Here is an 18,309-nt window from a genome sequence, read left to right as displayed (position 1 = left end):
TCTCTCTGTCGTCCCGGACAAGCGCAGCGAAGCGGAGCGAAGATCCGGGATCCATACCCACAGGGAGAGGTTTGGCGAAGACTCGGAGTGGGCGTCTCGCGCCACACGCCTCCCTGTGGTTATGGGTCCCGGGTTCGCTTCGCGCCCCGGGACGACACTGAAATTGTGGCCTCCACCAAAACCGGCTATGCATGCGCCGCCTGCAATGAGGACCGCCTGCTTGACGCCCGACACCGCCCCATCGACCGCGCCGTTCGGCGCGTTTGCGCCGAATGCGGCGCAGGCCGCGATCATTCGCCTGACGCAGCAGTCGGGGCTGAAGCGCGGGGCGTTCCGGCCGTGGATGTCGCGGCTGGTGAACCTGCTGCGCGGCGGCCCGGTCGACGTGCAGTACCAGGGCGCCTCGTTCCGGCTCTATCACCAGGGCAGCGCGACCGAGCGCGGCGCGTTGTTCAATCCCGACTACAATCTCGACGAGCTCGACTTCCTGCGCCAGCATACGCCGGCGGGCGGCACATTCGTCGATGTCGGCGCCAATGTCGGCACCTTTGCCTTGGTCATGGCGCGGCAGGTTGGCCCATCAGGCAAGGTGGTTGCGATCGAGCCGCATCCGCTGACATTCGGACGACTCTCGTTCAACCATGCCGCATCGAGAGCAACGCAGGTGAGCCTGGTGCAGGCCGCGGCCGGCGATAGCGACGGTGAACTGATGATCGAGAGCGGCGGCGGCAATCTCGGCGCCACGCATGTCGTCACCGGTACCGCCAGTGCCGAGGCGATCAAGGTGCCGTCGCTGCGGCTCACGCGCATTCTCGAGGAGGCCGGCGTCGCACAGGTCGATTCACTCAAGATCGACGTCGAGGGCTTTGAGGACCGTGTTCTGATCGGCTTCTTCCGCGACGCGCCGCAATCGCTGTGGCCGCGCGCGGTGGTGATCGAACATCTGTCACAAAACGAATGGCAGCAGGATTGTATTGCCGACATGGTCGCGCGCGGCTTTGCGATCGTGCGCAAGACGCGGAGCAATACCTTCCTGTCGCGCTGACAGGAACGAACAACGGAGCTTGCGATGATCGACCATTTGGGCTTTTCCGTCTCCGACTATGAGCGCGCGAAGGCGTTCTATGCCAAGGCGCTGGCGCCACTCGGCTACGGCCTGATCATGTAAGTCACGGCCGAGCAGACCGGTCACGCCGCAGCAGCCGGCTTCGGCGCGGACGGCAAGCCGGACTTCTGGTTCGGTGCCGAGGGCGCGATGAACAAGCCGGTGCATGTCGCGATTGCAGCGAAAGACCGCGCCACGGTCGATGCCTTCTACAAGGCGGCGATGGCCGCCGGCGGCCGCGACAACGGCGCGCCCGGCATCCGCCCGCACTATCACGCGAACTATTACGGCGCGTTCGTGCTCGATCCCGACGGCCACAACATCGAAGCCGTCTGCCACGCGCCGGAATAGGCGGATTCCGAGATGCCGCGACAAGGAACATCGGCGCGGCATCATCGTTGTCGTTTTCCGGACAACTGATCTTGATGATGCCGATGCCGATCGAACCGCCCGAGATTCCGCCGTCGACACCGGGCACTCCGAGCGAGCCGCCACCGGGAATTCCGCCGGGCAACCCGCAGCCTGAAATCACGCCGCCTGTGCGCGAGCCCGGCGAATCACCGCGGCCCGACGAACTGCCGGGCCGCATCCCTGAGGAGATTCCACCACGCGGACCGAACGGGCCGCTCACGCCGAATCCTGCGACGGATGCAACTTCGCCGCGGATCACACATGAGACGAACCATCACATGTGAGGCGATTGCAACCAGCGTCTGAATGCGCAATGAACGTCGCTATAGTGACGTGATTTACATGCAGAAATAAATCGGCCCGCCACTGCTTCGCTCGCCACAATCCGGCCTAACGCGTAGCTGTTCATCCCAACACTTCGTCAAAGAACCTTCCGGGGAAGTTCACCACATGACCAACCTTCGTTTCGTGCTGCTTGCGACCACGGCTCTGACCGCGATGCAATTGGCAAGCTCCGCATCGCATGCGCAAAGCGCTTCGCCGCTCGTGGTCGCGCAGGCCCAGACTCAAGAAACGGGCCCTGACGGAAAACCGAAGCAGCCGCCGAAGGCACCGCCAGGGGCTGCGCCGCCTGCAGCGCCCGCACGTCCGGCCGCACCGCCGCCCGCCGCTGCACCGCCTCACCCACCAGCTGCGCCGCCGCCGGCTGCCGCACCGCCTCACCCGCCGGCCGCGCCGCCGCCTGCCGCCGCACCGCCACGCCCAGCAGCGCCTCCGCCGCCACCGCCTCCGCCTGCGGCCCGCCCGGCTGCGCCGCCGCCGCCTCCACCGCCTGCCGCTCCGAAGCAGCCGTCGCCGCCTCCGGCCGCGGCTCCGCAGCAGCACGCCCCGCCACCGCCGCCTCCACCACCGCCTGCAGCTCGTCCGGCGCCGACGCCGCCAGCGCCGCCAGCGCCGCCGCCTGCCGCGGCTCCGCAGCAGCATGCTCCGACGACCCCGGCGCCCGCAGCTCACCCGCCGACTCCGACGCCGCCGCCTCCGGCCGCGGCTCCCCCGGCGCGGCCTGCACCTACACCTGCGCCGACGGCGACGCCGACACCCGCGACCCCGCCTGCAGCGGCTGCGCCTGCGGCCCGTCCCGGCGCGCCCGCGCCTACTCCCACTCCGACAGCGACGCCCGCTCCGGCGGCAACGCCTGCGCCGACCGCAACGCCGGCTCCGGGCAGCACGCCAGCAGGCCGTCCCGGCGGACCGCCGCCCGGCGGCGGACGCCCGGGCGCGCCGCCGGCCGCGGGATCGCCGGCTCCGGGAGCCACGGCCACGCCGGCTCCCACTGGCACTCCGACCCCGCCGCCCGGACGCCCTGGTGCGGCGGCGCCAGCGCCCGGCGCGGCTCCCACGCCGACGCCGACGCCCGGCGCGGCTCCAGCCCCGACGCCGACGCCCGGCCAACAGGGTGGAACGCCTCCTGCTGGCGCGCCCGCGGCCGGAGCTCCGGCTGCGCCGCCCCAGGCGGGCGGTCTCCCGCCCCGGCCCGCGGCACCCGCCGGCGCTGCAGCTCCGACGGTCGTCCCCGGCTCCGCGGCTGCTACGCCTCCGCCCGACCGGGCCCAATACCGTCCGCCGACGGTCGCCCCGGCCTTCCAGGCCGCGCCGACGATCGCAGCACCGTTGCCGCCTCCGCCGCGTCCGCCGCAGCGTGACCTGACGCCGCTCGCGATCGGTGCTGGCGTGGTGGCCGGCGCCGTGATCGGCGCGACCATCGCCGACATGCACAACCAGCGGCGCGAGGTCATCGAGGGCGGCCGTACCGTCTACACCGAGCCGGATCGCATCATCATCAGCGATCCGGGCGGGCAGTCCTATGTCCGCGGCAACGATCTCTACCGCTTCCGCTATGGTGCCCGCGACATCCGCACCTTCAACGAAGGCGGCGAAACCCGCACTGTCGTGATCCGTCCCGATGGCAGCGAGGTGATCACCGTGGTCGGCCCGGACGGTTCGCTGCTACGGCGAATCCGCAGGGACCCTGGCGGGCGCGAGATCGTCATCATCGACAACAGCTACCGCGATCCGCGGTCGGTCGGCGGCTTCTATGTCGACGTGCCGCCGCCGGTCGTGAACATCCCCTACGATCGCTACATCGTCGATGCCCAGGAAGCATCGCCGGACGTGATCTACGCGACCATGCAGGCACCGCCGGTGCAGCGGATCGATCGGCGCTACTCGCTCGACGAGATCCGCTACAGCCCCAATGTCCGCATGCAGATGCCGAGCATCGACGTCAACACGATCAACTTCGAGACGGGATCGTGGACCATCCCGCCGGACCAGGCGGCCCGGCTTCAGGTGATTGCCGACGGCCTCAACCAGGCGATCCAGCGCAACCCGCGCGAGGTGTTCCTGATCGAGGGACACACCGACGCGGTCGGCAACGAGGTCGACAATCTGTCGCTCTCGGACCGCCGTGCGCAGGCGGCGGCCGAATTGCTGACGCAGCAGTTCAACGTGCCCGCCGAGAACCTGACGTCGCAGGGCTACGGCGAGCAGTATCTGAAGGAGCAGACGCAAGGGCCGAGCCTGATCAACCGGCGCGTCACCATCCGCCGCATCACGCCGCTGCTCAACGGCGGCACGGCCTCGCTGCCGCCGCCCCCGCCCGGCACCGCGCCGCCGCGGTAACGGCACATACAAATGCAAATGGCCGGGAGCGATCCCGGCCATTTTTGTTTTGGGCGATTACGCGCGGCCTGGTGACACGGGCCGCGAACTCGTAGGGTGGGCAAAGGCGCGCACGCGCCGTGCCCACCATCACTGCCTTCGTGGAAAGGTGGTGGGCACGCTGCGCTTTGCCCACCCTACGAGAGCGAGAGTGTCAGCCCTTGTCGCTCTCGAGCTTGAAGATCTGCGAGCCTTCGCTGCTCGAGAGCAGGCCGGTCTTCGAGTAGAGACCGAGCTTGGTACGCGTATCCGCGATATCAAGGTTGCGCATGGTAAGCTGGCCGATGCGGTCGGCCGGCGTGAAGGCGGCATCCTCGACCTTCTCCATGCTGAGCCTTTCAGGCGCATAGGTGAGGTTCGGACTTTCCGTGTTCAAAATAGAATAATCGTTGCCGCGGCGCAGCTCCAGCGTCACCTCGCCGGTGACGGCGCGCGCGACCCAGCGCTGCGCGGTCTCGCGCAGCATCAAGGCCTGCGAGTCGAACCAGCGGCCCTGATACAGCAGACGGCCAAGACGCATGCCGCTGATGCGGTACTGCTCGATGGTGTCCTCGTTGTGAATGCCGGTGACGAGGCGCTCATAGGCGATGTGCAGCAACGCCATGCCGGGCGCCTCGTAAATGCCGCGGCTCTTGGCCTCGATGATGCGGTTTTCGATCTGGTCGCTCATGCCGAGGCCGTGGCGACCGCCGATAGCGTTGGCTTCGAGGAACAGCGCGACGGGATCGGTGAAGGTCTGGCCGTTCAGCGCGACCGGCTGTCCCTCCTCGAACCGCACCACGACCTTCTCGGCCTTCACAGTGCAGTCGTCACGCCAGAACGGCACGCCCATGATCGGGTTGACGATCTTGATGCTGCTGTCGAGGCTCTCGAGATCCTTGGCTTCGTGCGTCGCGCCGAGCAGATTGCTGTCGGTCGAATACGCCTTCTCCGCGCTCATCTTGTAGGCAAAGCCCTGCGCCGTCATGAACGCCGACATCTCGGCGCGGCCGCCGAGCTCGTCGATGAACTGCTGGTCGAGCCAGGGCTTGTAGATGCGCAAGGCAGGATTGGTGAGCAGGCCGTAGCGGTAGAAGCGCTCGATGTCGTTGCCCTTGAAGGTCGAGCCGTCGCCCCAAATGTTGACGCCGTCCTCCTTCATCGCCGCGACCAGCATCGTGCCGGTCACCGCGCGTCCGAGCGGCGTGGTGTTGAAATAGGTGATGCCGCCGGTCGAGATGTGGAAGGCGCCGGACTGGATCGCGGCGATGCCTTCGTGCACCAGCTGCGTGCGGCAATCGACCAGCACGGCCTTCTCGGCGCCGAACGCTTCGGCCTTGCGCGGGATCTCGTTGTAGTCGGCCTCATCGGGCTGGCCGAGATTGGCGGTGTAGGCGTAGCAGCGCGCCCCCTTCTGCTTCATCCAGAGCAGCGCCGCGCTGGTGTCGAGACCGCCGGAAAACGCGATGCCGACTTTCTCACCCTTGGGCAGGCTTTTCAGGATCGTGGTCATGGGGCTTCCAATCGGGTCTCAAAGGGCTGGTGTCAGGAAGGAACTTGACCGGGCGAATAACAAATTTCGCCGGGCTCGGCACCCATTTAATGGCTCAAACCGAGGGTTCGGCGCCCGCTCTGCGGGCGAACAGGCGCTGGCGCAGCCGGTAGGCGGGCATGTTCAGCCGGGTCAGGGCGGCATCGACCGCCGCGTCCGAGAACCGGGTTCGCGGCCAGCGGTAAATCAGCGCGTAGAAGAGCCAGATCACCACGAAGGTGACGAGGCCGGCGGTCGAGACGTCGGTGAAGAAGTGGCCGCCGAAAGCCATGCGCAGGCCACTGGTGACGAGGCCGAAGACGACCGCGCCGGTATAGGCGAGCGGCCGCCATGGCGGCGGCGCCAGCGCGGCCGGCGCCAGCGTCCAGAAGGCGGTCGCGCCCTCACCCGAGAAAAAAGAGCAGTTGCGCGCGCAGTCGCCACGCGGATCCCACCACGCCACGAATTGCTGGTCGCCGGCAAACTCGGTCACCACCACCGGGCGCGGCCGGCCCCAATAGGTCTTGAAGGTGAGGTTGGTGATGATGACGGCCGACAGGATGATGGTGACGAGCAGGAACACGATCGCGCGCCCCGACACCATCAAGGGACGGTCGGGCCGGATCATCTTGACCACGAGCGCGACCAGCGGCGGCAGCACGAACGCCCAGGAGACCCACATCGCGGCATCACGCGCGACGCCGGCCCATTCATTCAGCTTGAGCGGAAACGTCTTGGTCTCGGGGTCGAAGAACAGTGACGCGAGCTTGAGATCGAGCTCGGGATAAAGGCCGAAAACGACGCCGATCACGAGCCACAGCGCCAGGGCGATGAAGAGTCCAGTCCGGTTCATGGCGCGCGGTTTAGCGGAGTGGGGCAGGGATGGAAACCCCAACGGAAGTGCCCATCCTCCTCCTCCAGGGGAGGGTGAGAAAGTCACCGCACATCCGGCCGCGAATTCGACGGCAGCGGCGGAGGCGGCTTGTGCGGGGGCGGCGGGATGCGCCAGGCGCCGGCATTGCGGCCGGCAATCAGCCAATAGACCGCGCCGGCAACGATGCCTGCGCCGGTCATGATTTCCAGATGCCGCCGCACGATGCCTTCGAACTGCAAGGTGTCGGGGTGGAAGGGAACGAGACCGAGATAGCAGGCGAGCCCGACGAGACCGCCGCCGACGGCATAAGCGAGCGCGCTGCGGATATAGAGCGCCTCGGTGATCGCGACGATCACCGCCGCAGGCACCAGCGCAAAGCCCGAGACGAAGATGAAGCCGAAGCCGAGCAGGATGTCGATGGCGCCCTGATCCACGGGGCCGGCGCCGAGATCGGCGAACTCCGGAAACAGCAGCGCAATGACGACGATCATCCCGCCGACGAAGCAGGCGGCGAGGAAGCCGATGAAGATGACGATGAGGCGGCCGATCAGGGACATGATGCCAAAACCACCACTTCCGTCATTGCGAGAAGCACTTGCGACGAAGCAATCCAGACTGCTTCCGCGGTGACAGTCTGGATTGCTTCGCTTCGCTCGCAATGACGAGGAGGCGAGAGCACGCACATGTCTAGCTAATCCGTCATCGCCATGGCGCGCAGCGCCTGGCGCTCGCGGGCCGAGAGCTTTTCGGTCTCCGACTTGAGCTGGCCGCAGGCGGCGAGGATGTCGCGGCCGCGCGGCGTACGCACCGGCGAGGAATAGCCGGCGTTGAAGATGTATTCGGAGAATTTTTCGATCTGGTCCCAGTCCGAGCATTCATAGGCCGTGCCGGGCCAGGGATTGAACGGGATCAGGTTGATTTTTGCCGGGATGCCCTTGAGCATCTTCACCAGCAGCTTTGCATCGTCGAGCGAATCGTTGACGCCCTTGAGCATCACATATTCAAAGGTGATGCGGCGCGCATTCGAGGCGCCGGGATAATCGCGGCAGGCCTGCAGCAGCTCCTTGATCGGATATTTGCGGTTGAGCGGCACCAGCTCGTTGCGCAGCTCGTCGCGCACCGCATGCAGCGAGATCGCGAGCATGACGCCGATCTCCTCGCCGGCGCGCACGATGTTCGGCACCACGCCCGACGTCGACAGCGTGATGCGGCGGCGGGAGATACCGATACCTTCATTGTCGCCGACGATGAGAAGCGCATCGCGCACCGCATCGAAATTGTAGAGCGGCTCGCCCATGCCCATCATCACGATGTTGGTGACGCGGCGGGTGCCGTCCTCGCGATCGGCCCAATCGTTCAGACGATCGCGCGCGACCATGATCTGGCCGACGATCTCGCCGGCGGTGAGGTTGCGCACCAGGCGCTGCGTGCCGGTGTGACAGAACGAGCAATTCAACGTGCAGCCGACCTGCGAGGAGACGCAGAGCGTGCCGCGATCGGTCTCGGGGATGTAGACGCACTCGACTTCATGCGCCTTCTCGACATTGTCGCCGCTCGGCAGACGCAGCAGCCATTTGCGGGTGCCGTCGTTGGAGATCTGCTCGGCGACGACTTCGGGGCGGTTGACGGTGAAATGCTGCGCGAGATCGGCGCGGATGCCCTTCGAGATCGAGGTCATCTCGTCGAAGCTTTGGGCGCCGCGGAAATAGAGCCAGTGCCAGAGCTGCTGCACGCGCATCTTGCGCTGGGCGGGCGCGACGCCGACCTCGCCGAGGCGATCGGCGAGTTCATTGCGAGACAGGCCGATCAGCGACGGCTTTGCCGGCGGCACATAGGTTTCGAGTGGAGTCTTCTCCACCAGGATTGCGTTGTGCGGCTCGGTCGTCGGTTGCATCTATGGGCCTAATTGCTGTGGTCGTTCTGGGCAGCTCGAAGAGCTGAACCCGGAACCTCGAGATTCTCAGGTGCCCAACCGGGCATCGTAGTTCGCGCTTCGCGCGCCCCGGAATGACGGAAGAAATCTGGAACCGCCCCTATATAGCAACCGGAACTGCCGATTGCGACCTTATCGCCCTCAGCCTTAACGACTAGGCGTTACCGCCTACAATCCTGGGCGATCTTGTCGAGCGCCTGGGCGAGACCCTTCAGCGAGAAGGTGTCGGTCGTCTCCGTCCCCTTGGCCGAGACGCCCTTGACCACGAGATCGGCGGATTTGCGCATGGCCTCGACCATCCGCTCCTCCTCGGCCGCGTTCTTGATCCAGAGGCCGTCGCCCTGCGTGTACATCGCAAACGCGGCGCCGCCGACCTCGACCGAGGATTCCGACCCCGGCTTCAGCGCGTAGCCGATCATGACCGAGACTTCGTTGTTCACCTTCTCCGCCGGCCGGGTCGAGACGAAGGCATAGGCCGGATCGCGCGGCCGATTCGGCGGATTGGTCTTCGACGACGAGGGTTTCGCCAGCGCGAAGCAGACCTTCTTGCCGTTGGGCGTCGCCGAATAAGCGCCCCAGGTGCCGAACTGGCCGATCAGCGTCGGCTCCGCGCCGCCGGCAACCGCAGCGGGCGGGGCCGCCGGTTTGCTCTCGGGCTTTGCCGCCGTCTTTGCGGCCGGCGCAGCCGCTTTCGGTGCAGCCGGTGCAGGCTTGGGCGCGGGTTGCGCCGTCTGCGCCCGCGCGGAATCGGCGATTCCCCCGGTCAGCACGCCACTCATCAAAGCTAAAATCAGCACCCGCCACATGCTGGAGTGGTTCCCTCAATATTGTGACTGGAAGATGGCCCGGCTGCGCGTTGTCCCCGGCGCAGGGATAGCCGGGAAAGCTCAATTTGGGAAGGCAGTTAGCGGAAGTCGCGGCGACTAGGCCCTGGATCGCGCGGCGCGCTGCGCGGCCCATTGCGCGTCGGTCCAACGCAACAAATCCTCCGCGCCGGAACTGCGCAAATGCGCGCCACCATCGATCACCACCATCTCGCCGTTGATGTAGCCGGCGCGGTCGGAGACCAGGAAGCTGGCGAGATCGGTGAGTTCGCCGTGCTCGCCGGTACGCCCAAGCGGGTTGCGCGTGGTCCAGCCTTCGTCGCGGCCCTCGGGGCGGAGCTGCCCCGATGCGCCGGCGGTCGGGAACGGGCCCGGCGCGATCGCGACGGTGCGGATGCCCTTCGGGCCCCATTCCACGGCGAGACTCTTGGTCATCGCCAGCACCGCCGACTTCGCCATCGCCGAGGGAACGGTGAAGGCGCGGCCGGTGATGGTGGAGGTCGAGAGGATCGAGAGCACGACGCCCTTGTGCTGGCGCTCGATCCAGCGCTTGCCGGCGGCGAGCGTGCAATACATCGCGCCGTGCAGCGTCGGTGCGAGGATGGCATCCGCTGCGCGGAAGGAGAGATGCTCGCTCTGAGCGATGAAGGTCGCGGCAGCATTGTTGACGAGGATGTCGAGCGGCGCTTCACGCCAGATCGCGTCCATCATGCTGTCGACAGCCGTGCCATCGCGAATGTCGCAGACGATCGTCGTGACCCTGCCGCCGATCTCTTCGCGCATCTCGCGCGCGGTTGCTTCGAGCCGGTCGAGCTTGCGGCCGCAAATCACGAGCTCAGCGCCGAGCGCGAGGAAGCGGCGCCCCATCGCAGCGCCAAGCCCCGAGCCGCCGCCGGTGACGAGAATGCGCTTGTCCCTGAGCAGACCTGTTTCAAACATCGTTTGAATCCTTGTCTCCGAACACTCCGTCATTGCGAGCGAAGCGAAGCAATCCAGAATCCGTCCTGCGGAAATAGTCTGGATTGCTTCGCTTCGCTCGCAATGACGAGGATAGGCCGAACATGGCATCCGGCAAAGAATCCGGATTGTCGCCACTGCCCAAATCCGGCAAAACCGGCCCAACCATAACTCCACTCGAAACGCCCCAAGGTGCCGCCATGAAAGCCATCCTCTGCTCGCAATATTGCCAGCCCGACGATCTCGTGCTCGCCGAGGTGCCGGATCCGGTGGCGGGTCCCGGCGAAGCCGTGATCGCGATCAAGGCGGCGGCGCTGAACTTCTTCGACCTCCTGATGATCCAGGGCAAGTACCAGATCAAGCCGCCGTTCCCGTTCTCGCCGGCCGCGGAAGTCGCGGGCGTGATCGAGAGCATCGGCCCTGGCGTCACTGACCTCAAGGTCGGCGATCGCGTCGTCGCCTCCTGCGGCCACAATGGCGCGCGCGAGAAGATCGCGCTGCCGGCGGCGTCGATCGTGAAGATTCCGGACAATCTCGACTATGACCGCGCGGCCGGCATCATCATCATCTACGGCACCGCGCTGCATGCGCTGGAAGATCGCGCGAGCCCGAAGCCGGGCGAGACGCTCGCGGTGCTTGGAGCTGCCGGCGGCACGGGCCTCGCTGCCTGCGAGCTCGGCAAGCTGATGGGCCTGAAGGTGATCGCCTGCGCCTCGTCGGACGAGAAGCTCGAATTCGCCAAGGCGCACGGCGCCGAGCTGACGCTGAACTACGCCAAGGAAGATCTGAAGGAAGGCTTGAAAAAACTCACCGGCGGCAAGGGCGTCGACATCATCTTCGATCCGGTTGGTGGTGCGTATGCCGAGCAGGCGCTGCGCTCGATCGCCTGGGAAGGCCGTTTCCTCGTCATCGGCTTTGCCGCCGGCGACATTCCGAAAATGCCGCTGAACCTTGCGCTGCTGAAAGGCTGCGACATCCGCGGCGTGTTTTGGGGCGCCTGGACCCGGCTCAACCCGGAGAAGAACCGCGCCAATCTCGAAAAGCTCGTGAAGTGGACCGCGGAAGGAAAGATTTCATCGCATGTCGACCGCACCTTCCCGCTGGCGCAGACCGCCGACGCTCTGAAGGTGCTGGCGGGACGTCAGGCCATGGGCAAGGTGATCCTGCATCCGTGAGGATGCGACCTACGCAATCCTCACACACTCACTGTCGTCGCCCGGCTTGACCAGGCGACTGCATATTCCAGAGACGCGAGTGACTTAACCGCGAGGCAGCGGCGTGCTGGCTGCCCCGCTGGAGCCTGTCATCGGGCTCGCCGAAGGCGAGACCCGGTGGCGGGGCATGACACCGATGATGGGACAGGCAGCATGGGCGCTCGCGGCTGTTCGCGCGACGTCGCACATGGCCCGCTTGGTAAATCTACCCTCAACGGAATACGCCAAAATGGCGGTGCATTCCCCGGCCTTGCCGCAATCAAACCCAAATATTTCCTGATTCGCGCAAACCGCTGTCGTTTTTTGGGCTGATTCAGACGGCGATTTACCGGTTCCAGTTCGCGGGGCGCTTCTGGACAATAATAAGAAGACTGAAGCCGGGATGCCCCTGAGTAGCGTCAGTAATGGGGAGCATCACCATGGAGACGACGGCGTACCGTCAGTCCAGGGAGTCGCGAGCGTTCGACTCCGATAAATCTGTGTCACAATCGTCCACCGCGGACTACATCCGTGCGCGCGCCGCACGGGCTGATCTTCCACAGGACGATCCAATGCCGCTGTTCCTGTCCGACCCGCTCGGGGCGCCGGACCCGCGGGAATTTGCGCCGCAGGCGCTGCGCTCGAGAACCAGGTTCATCCCGGCCATTCTCGGGATGGTTCTGGCGGTTTCCGCGGCCACGATCCTGGCCGGGGTGTTTCAATCCGACCTGCGCGATCTCGTCGCCGCCTATGCCGGCGCCTCGACGCTGCAGACCCTCGCCCCTCCACCGCCGGCTGCACGGCAGACCCCGGTCAAGGACGCGGCCCGCGTCACCAATGCGGTGCTGGCGAGCGCCGACGCGCAGACTGTTCCGGCGCCGCCGGCGCCAAGCCGCGAAGCGATCGCGAGCGCCTACCAGACTGCGCTGCAAGCCCAGACGCCCGTGCAAGCGCCCGCGCCTGTCGCGGCGCAGCCGGCACCACCACCGCCCGAACCCGTCAGGACGCTCGACGCCGACACGCTGGCAGGATTGATGACGCGCGCGCGGAGCCTGATCGGCGTCGGCGACATCGCCGCGGCGCGCCTGCTGCTCGAGCGCGCGGCCAACGCGAGGGATGCAACCGCCGCGCTGCTGCTGGCGCAAACCTATGATCCTGCGGTGCTCGGCACCAGCGATGCGCGGACCGTCATTGGCGACGCGTCCACCGCACGCGACTGGTACCAGCGCGCCGCAAGCCTCGGATCGGCGGAGGCGCGGCAGCGCCTCGGCCAGCTCTCGAACTAGAACTCTTCAGAGGACACCATGCGTAACGTCTATCGAGTGGCGCTCGCCGCCATCATGACCGTCTGTGCCTTCACCGCCCGCGCCGAGCAGACCGAATATGATCCGGCCAAGGTCTCGGACAGCCTGAAGGCCATCTTCCAGTTCGGCTCGAACTCGACCAAGCAGGCGCTGAACGCCAATACCGTCACGCTGATCACAGGCACGATCGGCGGCACCTATGTGCAATTCGGCGCCGACCTTGCCTCCGTGCTCGACGACGGCAACAAGATCCGCGTGCTGCCGATCGTCGGCCGCGGCTCGGTGCAGAGCGTCGCCGACATCCTGTTCCTGCAAGGCGTCGATCTCGGCGTCGTGCGCGCCGACACGCTCGACTATCTCGAGCGCAAGGGCTTTGCCAAGGACATCAAGAAACAGTTCACTTACGTGACCAAGCTCTACAATGAAGAGATGCAGGTCATCGCGCCGAAGTCGATCGCGACGCTGAAGGACCTCGAGGGCAAGAAGGTCAGCGTCGACCTGCCCAATGGCGGGACCTTCGTCACCGCACTGACGGTGTTCGAGCGGCTCGGGATCAAGGCGAACTTCGTCTATGTCGAGCAGCGCATCGCGATGGAGAAGCTGAAGTCCGGCGAGATCGACGCCGTCATCGTGGTCGGAGGCAAGCCGTACAAATCGGTCTCGACCTTCGGCAATGACGGCCGCTTCCATCTCGCCAAGGTCGACTACGCCAAGCCGCTGCAGAGCGACTATCTGCCGGCGACGCTCACGGCCAAGGACTATCCGAACCTGATCAAGGAGGGCGAGAGCGTGGACACGATCGCGGTGCCCGCGGTGCTCGCGGCCTATAATTGGGCGCCGAACACCGAGCGTTACCGTAAGCTCGCGCTGTTCGTGGACGCGTTCTTCACCAAATTCCCCGCGCTCCAGAACCCGCCGTTCCATCCCAAGTGGAAGGAAGTCTCGCTCCCCGCCCCGCTCGCCGGCTGGAACAGATTGCCGGTGGCGCAGCAATGGCTCGACAAGCACGGCGTCGAGCCGGTGACGCGCCAGCGCTTCGAGGCATTCCTGAAGCAGAATCCCGCGGCCGCGAAAGTGTCAGATGCCGACAAGGAAACGCTGTTCAAGCAATTCCAGGCGTGGGACGCGGAGAACGCGCGGGCGGAGGCGGGGAAGAAGTAGCGGGCGCGTCTCGTCGCTCCACATACAGCCGTCATCGTCCGGCTTGACCGGGCGATCCAGTACTCCGGGACGTCAGCGATTGAATCGAGAGGCTGCGGCGTACTGGATTCCCCGCCTTCGCGGGGAATGACAGCAGTGGACTTGGTCGAACTGCCCCTACTGCGCCACCTCCGCTTCGTCCACGCCGCGCTTCAGCGCGGCGCGGGCGGCTTCGCGATGCTCGCTGGTGATGTGGCTCGCAACCATGCGGATGGCCGTGGCGAGCACGGCGGCATCATCCGTGAAACCGAGGATCGGCATCACGTCGGGAACGAAGTCGAAGGGCAGGATGAAATAGGCGATCGCGCCCAGCAGCGAGGCCTGGACGTGGCGCGGCGTCTGCCGGTCGAACGCGCAATAATAGGCCGCGAGCAGATCTTCCGCGAACGGCAGGTGCGCGGCGACACGCTTCAGCTTGCGCCAGAAGCGACGGCGAACGCTCTCGCGATCCTCCGCGAGCCGATCGGCGGGCTCGAAACCGACGCTGTGTTCGGCAGCCATGTCCTGCAAACTCCCCGTTCAGCCAGGGCGGCAGATCGCCGCATCCATTGCTGATCACAACATGGGGATGCTGCCGGCGCCGACAAGATGTAAGCCCGGTGTCAGCCGGCGATGGCGTTCATCTTCTGGGCGAGCTCGATATCGAGCCTGGTGACGCCGCCGGCGTCATGGGTCGAGAGCACCACCTCCACCGTCTTGTAGACGTTCCGCCATTCGGGGTGATGGTCCATCTTCTCGGCGACCAGCGCGGCGCGCGTCATGAAGCCGAACGCCTCGTTGAAATCCTTGAAGACAAAGGTTTTCCCGATGGCGTCCCGGCCCGGGACCTCGGTCCAGCCCGGTATGGCGCCCAGCGCCTGCTTGCGTGCTTCCGCCGTCAGCCGCTCTGCCATGATCGCCTCCGTCCTTCAGGGGAACTTTACCCTAACACCGTGCATATGGCCCAGGTTCACAGGGGATTTGGCCCATCCGCTAACCATGACGGAGATGTAACCCGTCCGGACAAGAATTTTGCTATAATTACGGGCGTAAATCGCCGGCCGAGATGAAACTGAGCCTCAAGCGCCTGTTCGGGAGATCGATGACCGGGGAATCGGACCTGGCCGAAACGCCCAACTCGACGTCGCCGCGATCAGCGGCGCGGCGCACCGCGCTTGTCTCCCTCGCATTGGTGCTTGCGATCATCGGCGCAATCACCGGCGGCTATTATTTCGCGATGCGGCCGGTGACGCTGAAGATCGCGGTCGGCCCCGCGAACAGCGACGACGTCAAGGTCGTGCAGGCGCTGACCCAGGCTTTCTCGCAGAACAAGAGTTACGTGCGGCTGCGGCCGATCCAGACCGACGGCGCCACCGCCAGCGCCGAGGCGCTTGCGGAGAGCAAGGTCGATCTCGCCATCGTGCGCGGCGACGTCGACGTTCCCAAGAACGCGCAAGCGGTCGCGACCCTGCGCAAGAACGTCGTGGTGCTGTGGTCCGTGCCCGGCAAGGGCAAGAAGAAGGGCGCGAAGATCACCAAGATCGCGCAGCTCGCCGGTCATCGCGTCGGCGTGGTCGGCCGCACCCAGGCCAACGTCAATCTGCTCAAGGTGATCCTGCAGCAATACGGCGTCGATCCCGCCAAGGTCGAGATCATCCAGTTCCCGGCGAATGAAGCCGCCGAGGCGATCAAGGCCCAGAAGGCCGATGCCTATCTCGCCGCCGGCCCCGTCAACAGCAAGATCACGGCGGATGCGATCGCGGCCTCGGCCAGGGACGGCGGCACGCCGACCTTCATCGCGATCGATTCCGCCGACGCGATCGCGCAGAACCATCCGGTCTATGAAGCCTCGGAGATTCCCGCCGGCACCTATGGCGGCTCGCCTGACCGGCCCGAGGACGAGGTCAAGACCATCAGCTTCTCGCACCACATCGTGGCGCGCAAAGGCATCTCCGAAACCACCATCGCGGCATTCACCCGCCAGCTCTTCGCCGTGCGCCAGCAACTGGTGACGGAATTCCCGCTGGCGGCCAAGATCGAGACGCCCGACACCGACAAGGACGCCGTGATCCCCGTGCATCCCGGCGCCGCCGCCTTCGTCGACGGCGAGGAAAAGACCTTCCTCGACAGGTACAGCGATTTCATCTGGTGGGGCCTGATGGCGCTTTCGGCCATGGGCTCGCTTGGCGCCTGGTTTGCGGGCTATTTGAAGAAGGACGAGCGCGACAACAACAGCCATCTGCGCGACCGCCTGCTCGACATGATCGCGGCGGCGCGCAAGTCCGAGACGGCCGAAGAGCTCGACCAGATGCAGACCGAGGCCGACGACATCCTGCGCGACACGCTGCGCTGCTTCGATCACGGCGCGATCGAGGAAGCCGCGCTCACGGCTTTCAACATCGCGCTCGACCAGTTCCACGCCGCGGTCGCCGACCGCAAGGCCGTGCTTCTCAGCCTGTCCCAGAACCTGCAACGGACGGGCGCGCAATTCCGCGCCGCCGGCAACGCGTAAACGCTTGCGCGCGTAATTGCTGCGTCACATTATCTCAATATAGCTTGCGCCGTCATTCCGGGATGGTCCGAAGGACCAGACCACAGGTGCGCAATTGCGCACCGGGGAATCTCGAGATTCCGGATTCGCGCTTCGCGCGCTCCGGAATGACGGCGCGAGATGCGCACACAGCCAGCCTGCGAGCCAGCCCATGAAGATCAAATTCTCCCGCCGCCGTTTCCTCACCACCAGCGCCGGCGCGCTTGGCGCGATCGCGATGCCCCATCTGTCGCGCGCGGCCGACCGGCCGGCGGTGACGCATGGCGTGCAATCGGGCGACGTCACCGTCGACGGTGGCGTGGTGTGGGCGCGCACCGATCGGCCCGCGCAGATGCTGGTCGAGGTGGCAACGACCGAGTCATTCAAGGACGCCCGCGCGCTGCCGCCGATCGCGGCCCTTCCCGAAAGCGACTTCACCGCCAAGATGCTGCTGGAGAACCTGCCGGGCGGCCAGGACATCTTCTACCGTGTCCGCTTTCGCGATCTCTCGCACACCGCGATCGAGGGCGAGCCGGTGGTCGGCCGCTTCCGCACCGCGCCGGCCGACCGCCGCGACGTCAGCTTCGTCTGGGGCGGCGACGTCGCAGGCCAGGGCTGGGGCATCAATCCCGACGACGGCGGCATGTTCACCTTCTCGGCGATGCGTAAGCATCGTCCGGATTTCTTCCTGCATTCCGGCGACACCATCTATGCCGACGGCCCGATTCAATCCGAGGTGAAGCTCGCGGACGGCAAGATCTGGAAGAACGTCACCATCCCCGAGAAGGCCAAGGTCGCGGAGACGCTGGACGAGTACCGCGCCGCGCACAAATACAATCTCACCGACGACAATGTCCGCGCCTTCAATGCCGAAGTGCCGATCTTCGTGCAGTGGGACGATCACGAGGTGACCAACAACTGGTCGCTGTCGAAGGAGCTGCCGGCGACCTACAAGGAGCGCGACATCACGCTGCTCGCCGCGCGGGCGGGCCGCGCCTTCCACGAGATGTATCCGATGCGCGAGAGCATCGTCGAGCCCGGCCGCGTCTACCGCCAGATCTCCTATGGTCCGCATCTCGACGTCTTCATGCTCGACGAGCGCAGCTATCGCGGCCCGAATGGGGCCAATCTCGAAACCGCTTATGGCCCGGCCAGCTACTTCCTTGGCCCGGACCAGATCGCCTGGCTCAAGCGCGGCCTCCTCAACTCGCGCGCGACCTGGAAGGTGGTCGCCTCCGACATGCCGCTCAGCCTCGTCGTGCCTGATACGCCGAAGGGCGGCTCGGAGGCTTTCGCGCAGGGTGACGGCCCGGTGCGCGGCCGCGAATTCGAGATCGCCGACATCCTGCGCTTCATCAAGATGGCGCCGATCAACAACACGGTGTGGCTGACCGCGGACGTGCACTACGCCGCGGCGCATTACTACGATCCGAACAAGGCCCAATTCCAGGAGTTCGAGCCGTTCTGGGAGTTCGTCTCGGGCCCGCTGCATGCGGGCACCTTCGGTCCGAACGCGCTCGACAACACCTTTGGGCCCGAGGTGCGTTTCGTCAAAGCGCCCGGCCCCGACAAGCAGAACCTGCCGCCCTCGGCCGGCATGCAGTTCTTCGGTCACGTCAAGATCGACGGCGCCTCCGGCCGGATGACGGTGACCTTGCGCGATCGCACCGACGTCGCGCTGTGGTCGACCACGCTCGATCCGAAGCTTGCGTAAAGGCCAACGTCGAGCCGGATGGCGGTGAACCATCCGGTCGGCCCGGACGACCAT

General features: G+C 66.0%; 16 protein-coding genes and 1 pseudogene. 9 read left to right on the top strand and 8 right to left on the bottom strand.

What is annotated here, in order from left to right; all coding sequences use genetic code 11:
* Positions 1-220: 220 nt before the first annotated feature.
* The 4 genes and pseudogenes from AAFG16_RS00625 to AAFG16_RS00610 all read left to right on the top strand — a co-directional run bounded on the left by AAFG16_RS00625 (position 221) and on the right by AAFG16_RS00610 (position 4,198).
* On the top strand, positions 221-1,045 hold the full coding sequence (locus AAFG16_RS00625; RefSeq protein ID WP_342736495.1) for an FkbM family methyltransferase: 825 nt from the start codon (positions 221-223) through the stop codon (positions 1,043-1,045).
* A gap of 24 nt (positions 1,046-1,069) precedes the next feature.
* Positions 1,070-1,456 (top strand): annotated as a pseudogene (locus tag AAFG16_RS00620) (VOC family protein).
* A gap of 83 nt (positions 1,457-1,539) precedes the next feature.
* Positions 1,540-1,800 (top strand): hypothetical protein, encoded by a 261-nt coding sequence (locus tag AAFG16_RS00615; protein WP_283087134.1) that lies wholly within the window; start codon positions 1,540-1,542, stop codon positions 1,798-1,800.
* 166 nt (positions 1,801-1,966) lie between these two features.
* A complete protein-coding gene (locus AAFG16_RS00610) occupies positions 1,967-4,198 on the top strand; it encodes an OmpA family protein (protein WP_342736493.1) in 2,232 nt (743 codons plus the stop codon).
* Between the two features lie 193 nt (positions 4,199-4,391).
* On the opposite strand, the gene argG is transcribed toward AAFG16_RS00610, so the two are convergent.
* From argG to AAFG16_RS00580, 6 genes are all read right to left on the bottom strand, one after another.
* Positions 4,392-5,729: an argininosuccinate synthase gene (gene argG, locus AAFG16_RS00605; RefSeq protein WP_342736491.1), complete on the bottom strand. Its 1,338-nt coding sequence runs from the start codon at positions 5,727-5,729 to the stop codon at positions 4,392-4,394.
* Positions 5,730-5,823: 94 nt separating this feature from the next.
* Positions 5,824-6,600 carry a phosphatase PAP2 family protein gene (locus tag AAFG16_RS00600; RefSeq protein ID WP_283083081.1) on the bottom strand — a complete coding sequence of 259 codons (777 nt, stop codon included), beginning with the start codon at positions 6,598-6,600 and terminating at the stop codon, positions 5,824-5,826.
* 83 nt (positions 6,601-6,683) lie between these two features.
* Positions 6,684-7,178 (bottom strand): hypothetical protein, encoded by a 495-nt coding sequence (locus tag AAFG16_RS00595; RefSeq protein WP_283083080.1) that lies wholly within the window; start codon positions 7,176-7,178, stop codon positions 6,684-6,686.
* 134 nt (positions 7,179-7,312) lie between these two features.
* Positions 7,313-8,515 (bottom strand): 23S rRNA (adenine(2503)-C(2))-methyltransferase RlmN, encoded by a 1,203-nt coding sequence (rlmN, locus tag AAFG16_RS00590; protein ID WP_342736489.1) that lies wholly within the window; start codon positions 8,513-8,515, stop codon positions 7,313-7,315.
* A 200-nt stretch (positions 8,516-8,715) separates the two neighbouring features.
* Complete coding sequence (locus AAFG16_RS00585) at positions 8,716-9,360, bottom strand: invasion associated locus B family protein (protein WP_342736487.1); 645 nt, start codon at positions 9,358-9,360, stop codon at positions 8,716-8,718.
* A 117-nt stretch (positions 9,361-9,477) separates the two neighbouring features.
* The gene (locus AAFG16_RS00580; protein ID WP_342736485.1) at positions 9,478-10,317 is read right to left on the bottom strand and encodes an SDR family oxidoreductase; all 840 of its coding nucleotides are present in this window, start codon (positions 10,315-10,317) and stop codon (positions 9,478-9,480) included.
* 218 nt (positions 10,318-10,535) lie between these two features.
* Here AAFG16_RS00580 and AAFG16_RS00575 point away from each other — a divergent pair, with 218 nt between their 5' ends.
* The 3 genes from AAFG16_RS00575 (at position 10,536) to AAFG16_RS00565 (ending at position 13,993) form a co-directional block, all read left to right on the top strand.
* Positions 10,536-11,510, top strand: a complete 975-nt coding sequence (locus AAFG16_RS00575; RefSeq protein ID WP_342736483.1) for an NADPH:quinone oxidoreductase family protein — start codon at positions 10,536-10,538, stop codon at positions 11,508-11,510.
* Between the two features lie 518 nt (positions 11,511-12,028).
* Complete coding sequence (locus tag AAFG16_RS00570) at positions 12,029-12,814, top strand: hypothetical protein (RefSeq protein ID WP_342736481.1); 786 nt, start codon at positions 12,029-12,031, stop codon at positions 12,812-12,814.
* A gap of 18 nt (positions 12,815-12,832) precedes the next feature.
* Positions 12,833-13,993 (top strand): TAXI family TRAP transporter solute-binding subunit, encoded by a 1,161-nt coding sequence (locus AAFG16_RS00565; RefSeq protein WP_342736479.1) that lies wholly within the window; start codon positions 12,833-12,835, stop codon positions 13,991-13,993.
* Between the two features lie 156 nt (positions 13,994-14,149).
* Here AAFG16_RS00565 and AAFG16_RS00560 read toward each other — a convergent pair whose 3' ends face one another.
* Entirely contained in the window at positions 14,150-14,533 is a 384-nt protein-coding gene (locus AAFG16_RS00560; RefSeq protein ID WP_342736477.1) for a YkvA family protein, read from the bottom strand.
* Positions 14,534-14,634: 101 nt separating this feature from the next.
* Complete coding sequence (locus AAFG16_RS00555; protein ID WP_283083072.1) at positions 14,635-14,925, bottom strand: 4a-hydroxytetrahydrobiopterin dehydratase; 291 nt, start codon at positions 14,923-14,925, stop codon at positions 14,635-14,637.
* A 152-nt stretch (positions 14,926-15,077) separates the two neighbouring features.
* On the opposite strand from AAFG16_RS00555, the gene AAFG16_RS00550 reads away from it, so the two are divergent.
* Together AAFG16_RS00550 and AAFG16_RS00545 are read left to right on the top strand one after the other, a co-directional pair.
* Positions 15,078-16,523, top strand: a complete 1,446-nt coding sequence (locus tag AAFG16_RS00550) for a TAXI family TRAP transporter solute-binding subunit (protein WP_283083071.1) — start codon at positions 15,078-15,080, stop codon at positions 16,521-16,523.
* Between the two features lie 190 nt (positions 16,524-16,713).
* The gene (locus AAFG16_RS00545; RefSeq protein ID WP_342736475.1) at positions 16,714-18,255 is read left to right on the top strand and encodes an alkaline phosphatase D family protein; all 1,542 of its coding nucleotides are present in this window, start codon (positions 16,714-16,716) and stop codon (positions 18,253-18,255) included.
* Positions 18,256-18,309 lie beyond the last annotated feature (54 nt).

This window comes from Bradyrhizobium sp. B117, assembly GCF_038969555.1.
Taxonomy (GTDB): Bacteria; Pseudomonadota; Alphaproteobacteria; order Rhizobiales; family Xanthobacteraceae; genus Bradyrhizobium.
Note: the sequence above shows the minus strand (reverse complement) of the source record. Positions and strands in the feature narration are given on the sequence as shown.

Bases quoted from the DNA above. Each gene is read 5' to 3' on its own strand.
- argG (WP_342736491.1), bottom strand. From the start codon at position 5,729: ATGACCACGATCCTGAAAAGCCTGCCCAAGGGTGAGAAAGTCGGCATC.
- AAFG16_RS00560 (WP_342736477.1), bottom strand. From the start codon at position 14,533: ATGGCTGCCGAACACAGCGTCGGTTTCGAGCCCGCCGATCGGCTCGCG.
- AAFG16_RS00550 (WP_283083071.1), top strand. From the start codon at position 15,078: ATGAAACTGAGCCTCAAGCGCCTGTTCGGGAGATCGATGACCGGGGAA.
- AAFG16_RS00595 (WP_283083080.1), bottom strand. From the start codon at position 7,178: ATGTCCCTGATCGGCCGCCTCATCGTCATCTTCATCGGCTTCCTCGCC.
- AAFG16_RS00585 (WP_342736487.1), bottom strand. From the start codon at position 9,360: ATGTGGCGGGTGCTGATTTTAGCTTTGATGAGTGGCGTGCTGACCGGG.
- AAFG16_RS00575 (WP_342736483.1), top strand. From the start codon at position 10,536: ATGAAAGCCATCCTCTGCTCGCAATATTGCCAGCCCGACGATCTCGTG.
- AAFG16_RS00580 (WP_342736485.1), bottom strand. From the start codon at position 10,317: ATGTTTGAAACAGGTCTGCTCAGGGACAAGCGCATTCTCGTCACCGGC.
- AAFG16_RS00600 (WP_283083081.1), bottom strand. From the start codon at position 6,600: ATGAACCGGACTGGACTCTTCATCGCCCTGGCGCTGTGGCTCGTGATC.
- rlmN (WP_342736489.1), bottom strand. From the start codon at position 8,515: ATGCAACCGACGACCGAGCCGCACAACGCAATCCTGGTGGAGAAGACT.
- AAFG16_RS00545 (WP_342736475.1), top strand. From the start codon at position 16,714: ATGAAGATCAAATTCTCCCGCCGCCGTTTCCTCACCACCAGCGCCGGC.
- AAFG16_RS00555 (WP_283083072.1), bottom strand. From the start codon at position 14,925: ATGGCAGAGCGGCTGACGGCGGAAGCACGCAAGCAGGCGCTGGGCGCC.
- AAFG16_RS00565 (WP_342736479.1), top strand. From the start codon at position 12,833: ATGCGTAACGTCTATCGAGTGGCGCTCGCCGCCATCATGACCGTCTGT.
- AAFG16_RS00610 (WP_342736493.1), top strand. From the start codon at position 1,967: ATGACCAACCTTCGTTTCGTGCTGCTTGCGACCACGGCTCTGACCGCG.
- AAFG16_RS00615 (WP_283087134.1), top strand. From the start codon at position 1,540: ATGCCGATCGAACCGCCCGAGATTCCGCCGTCGACACCGGGCACTCCG.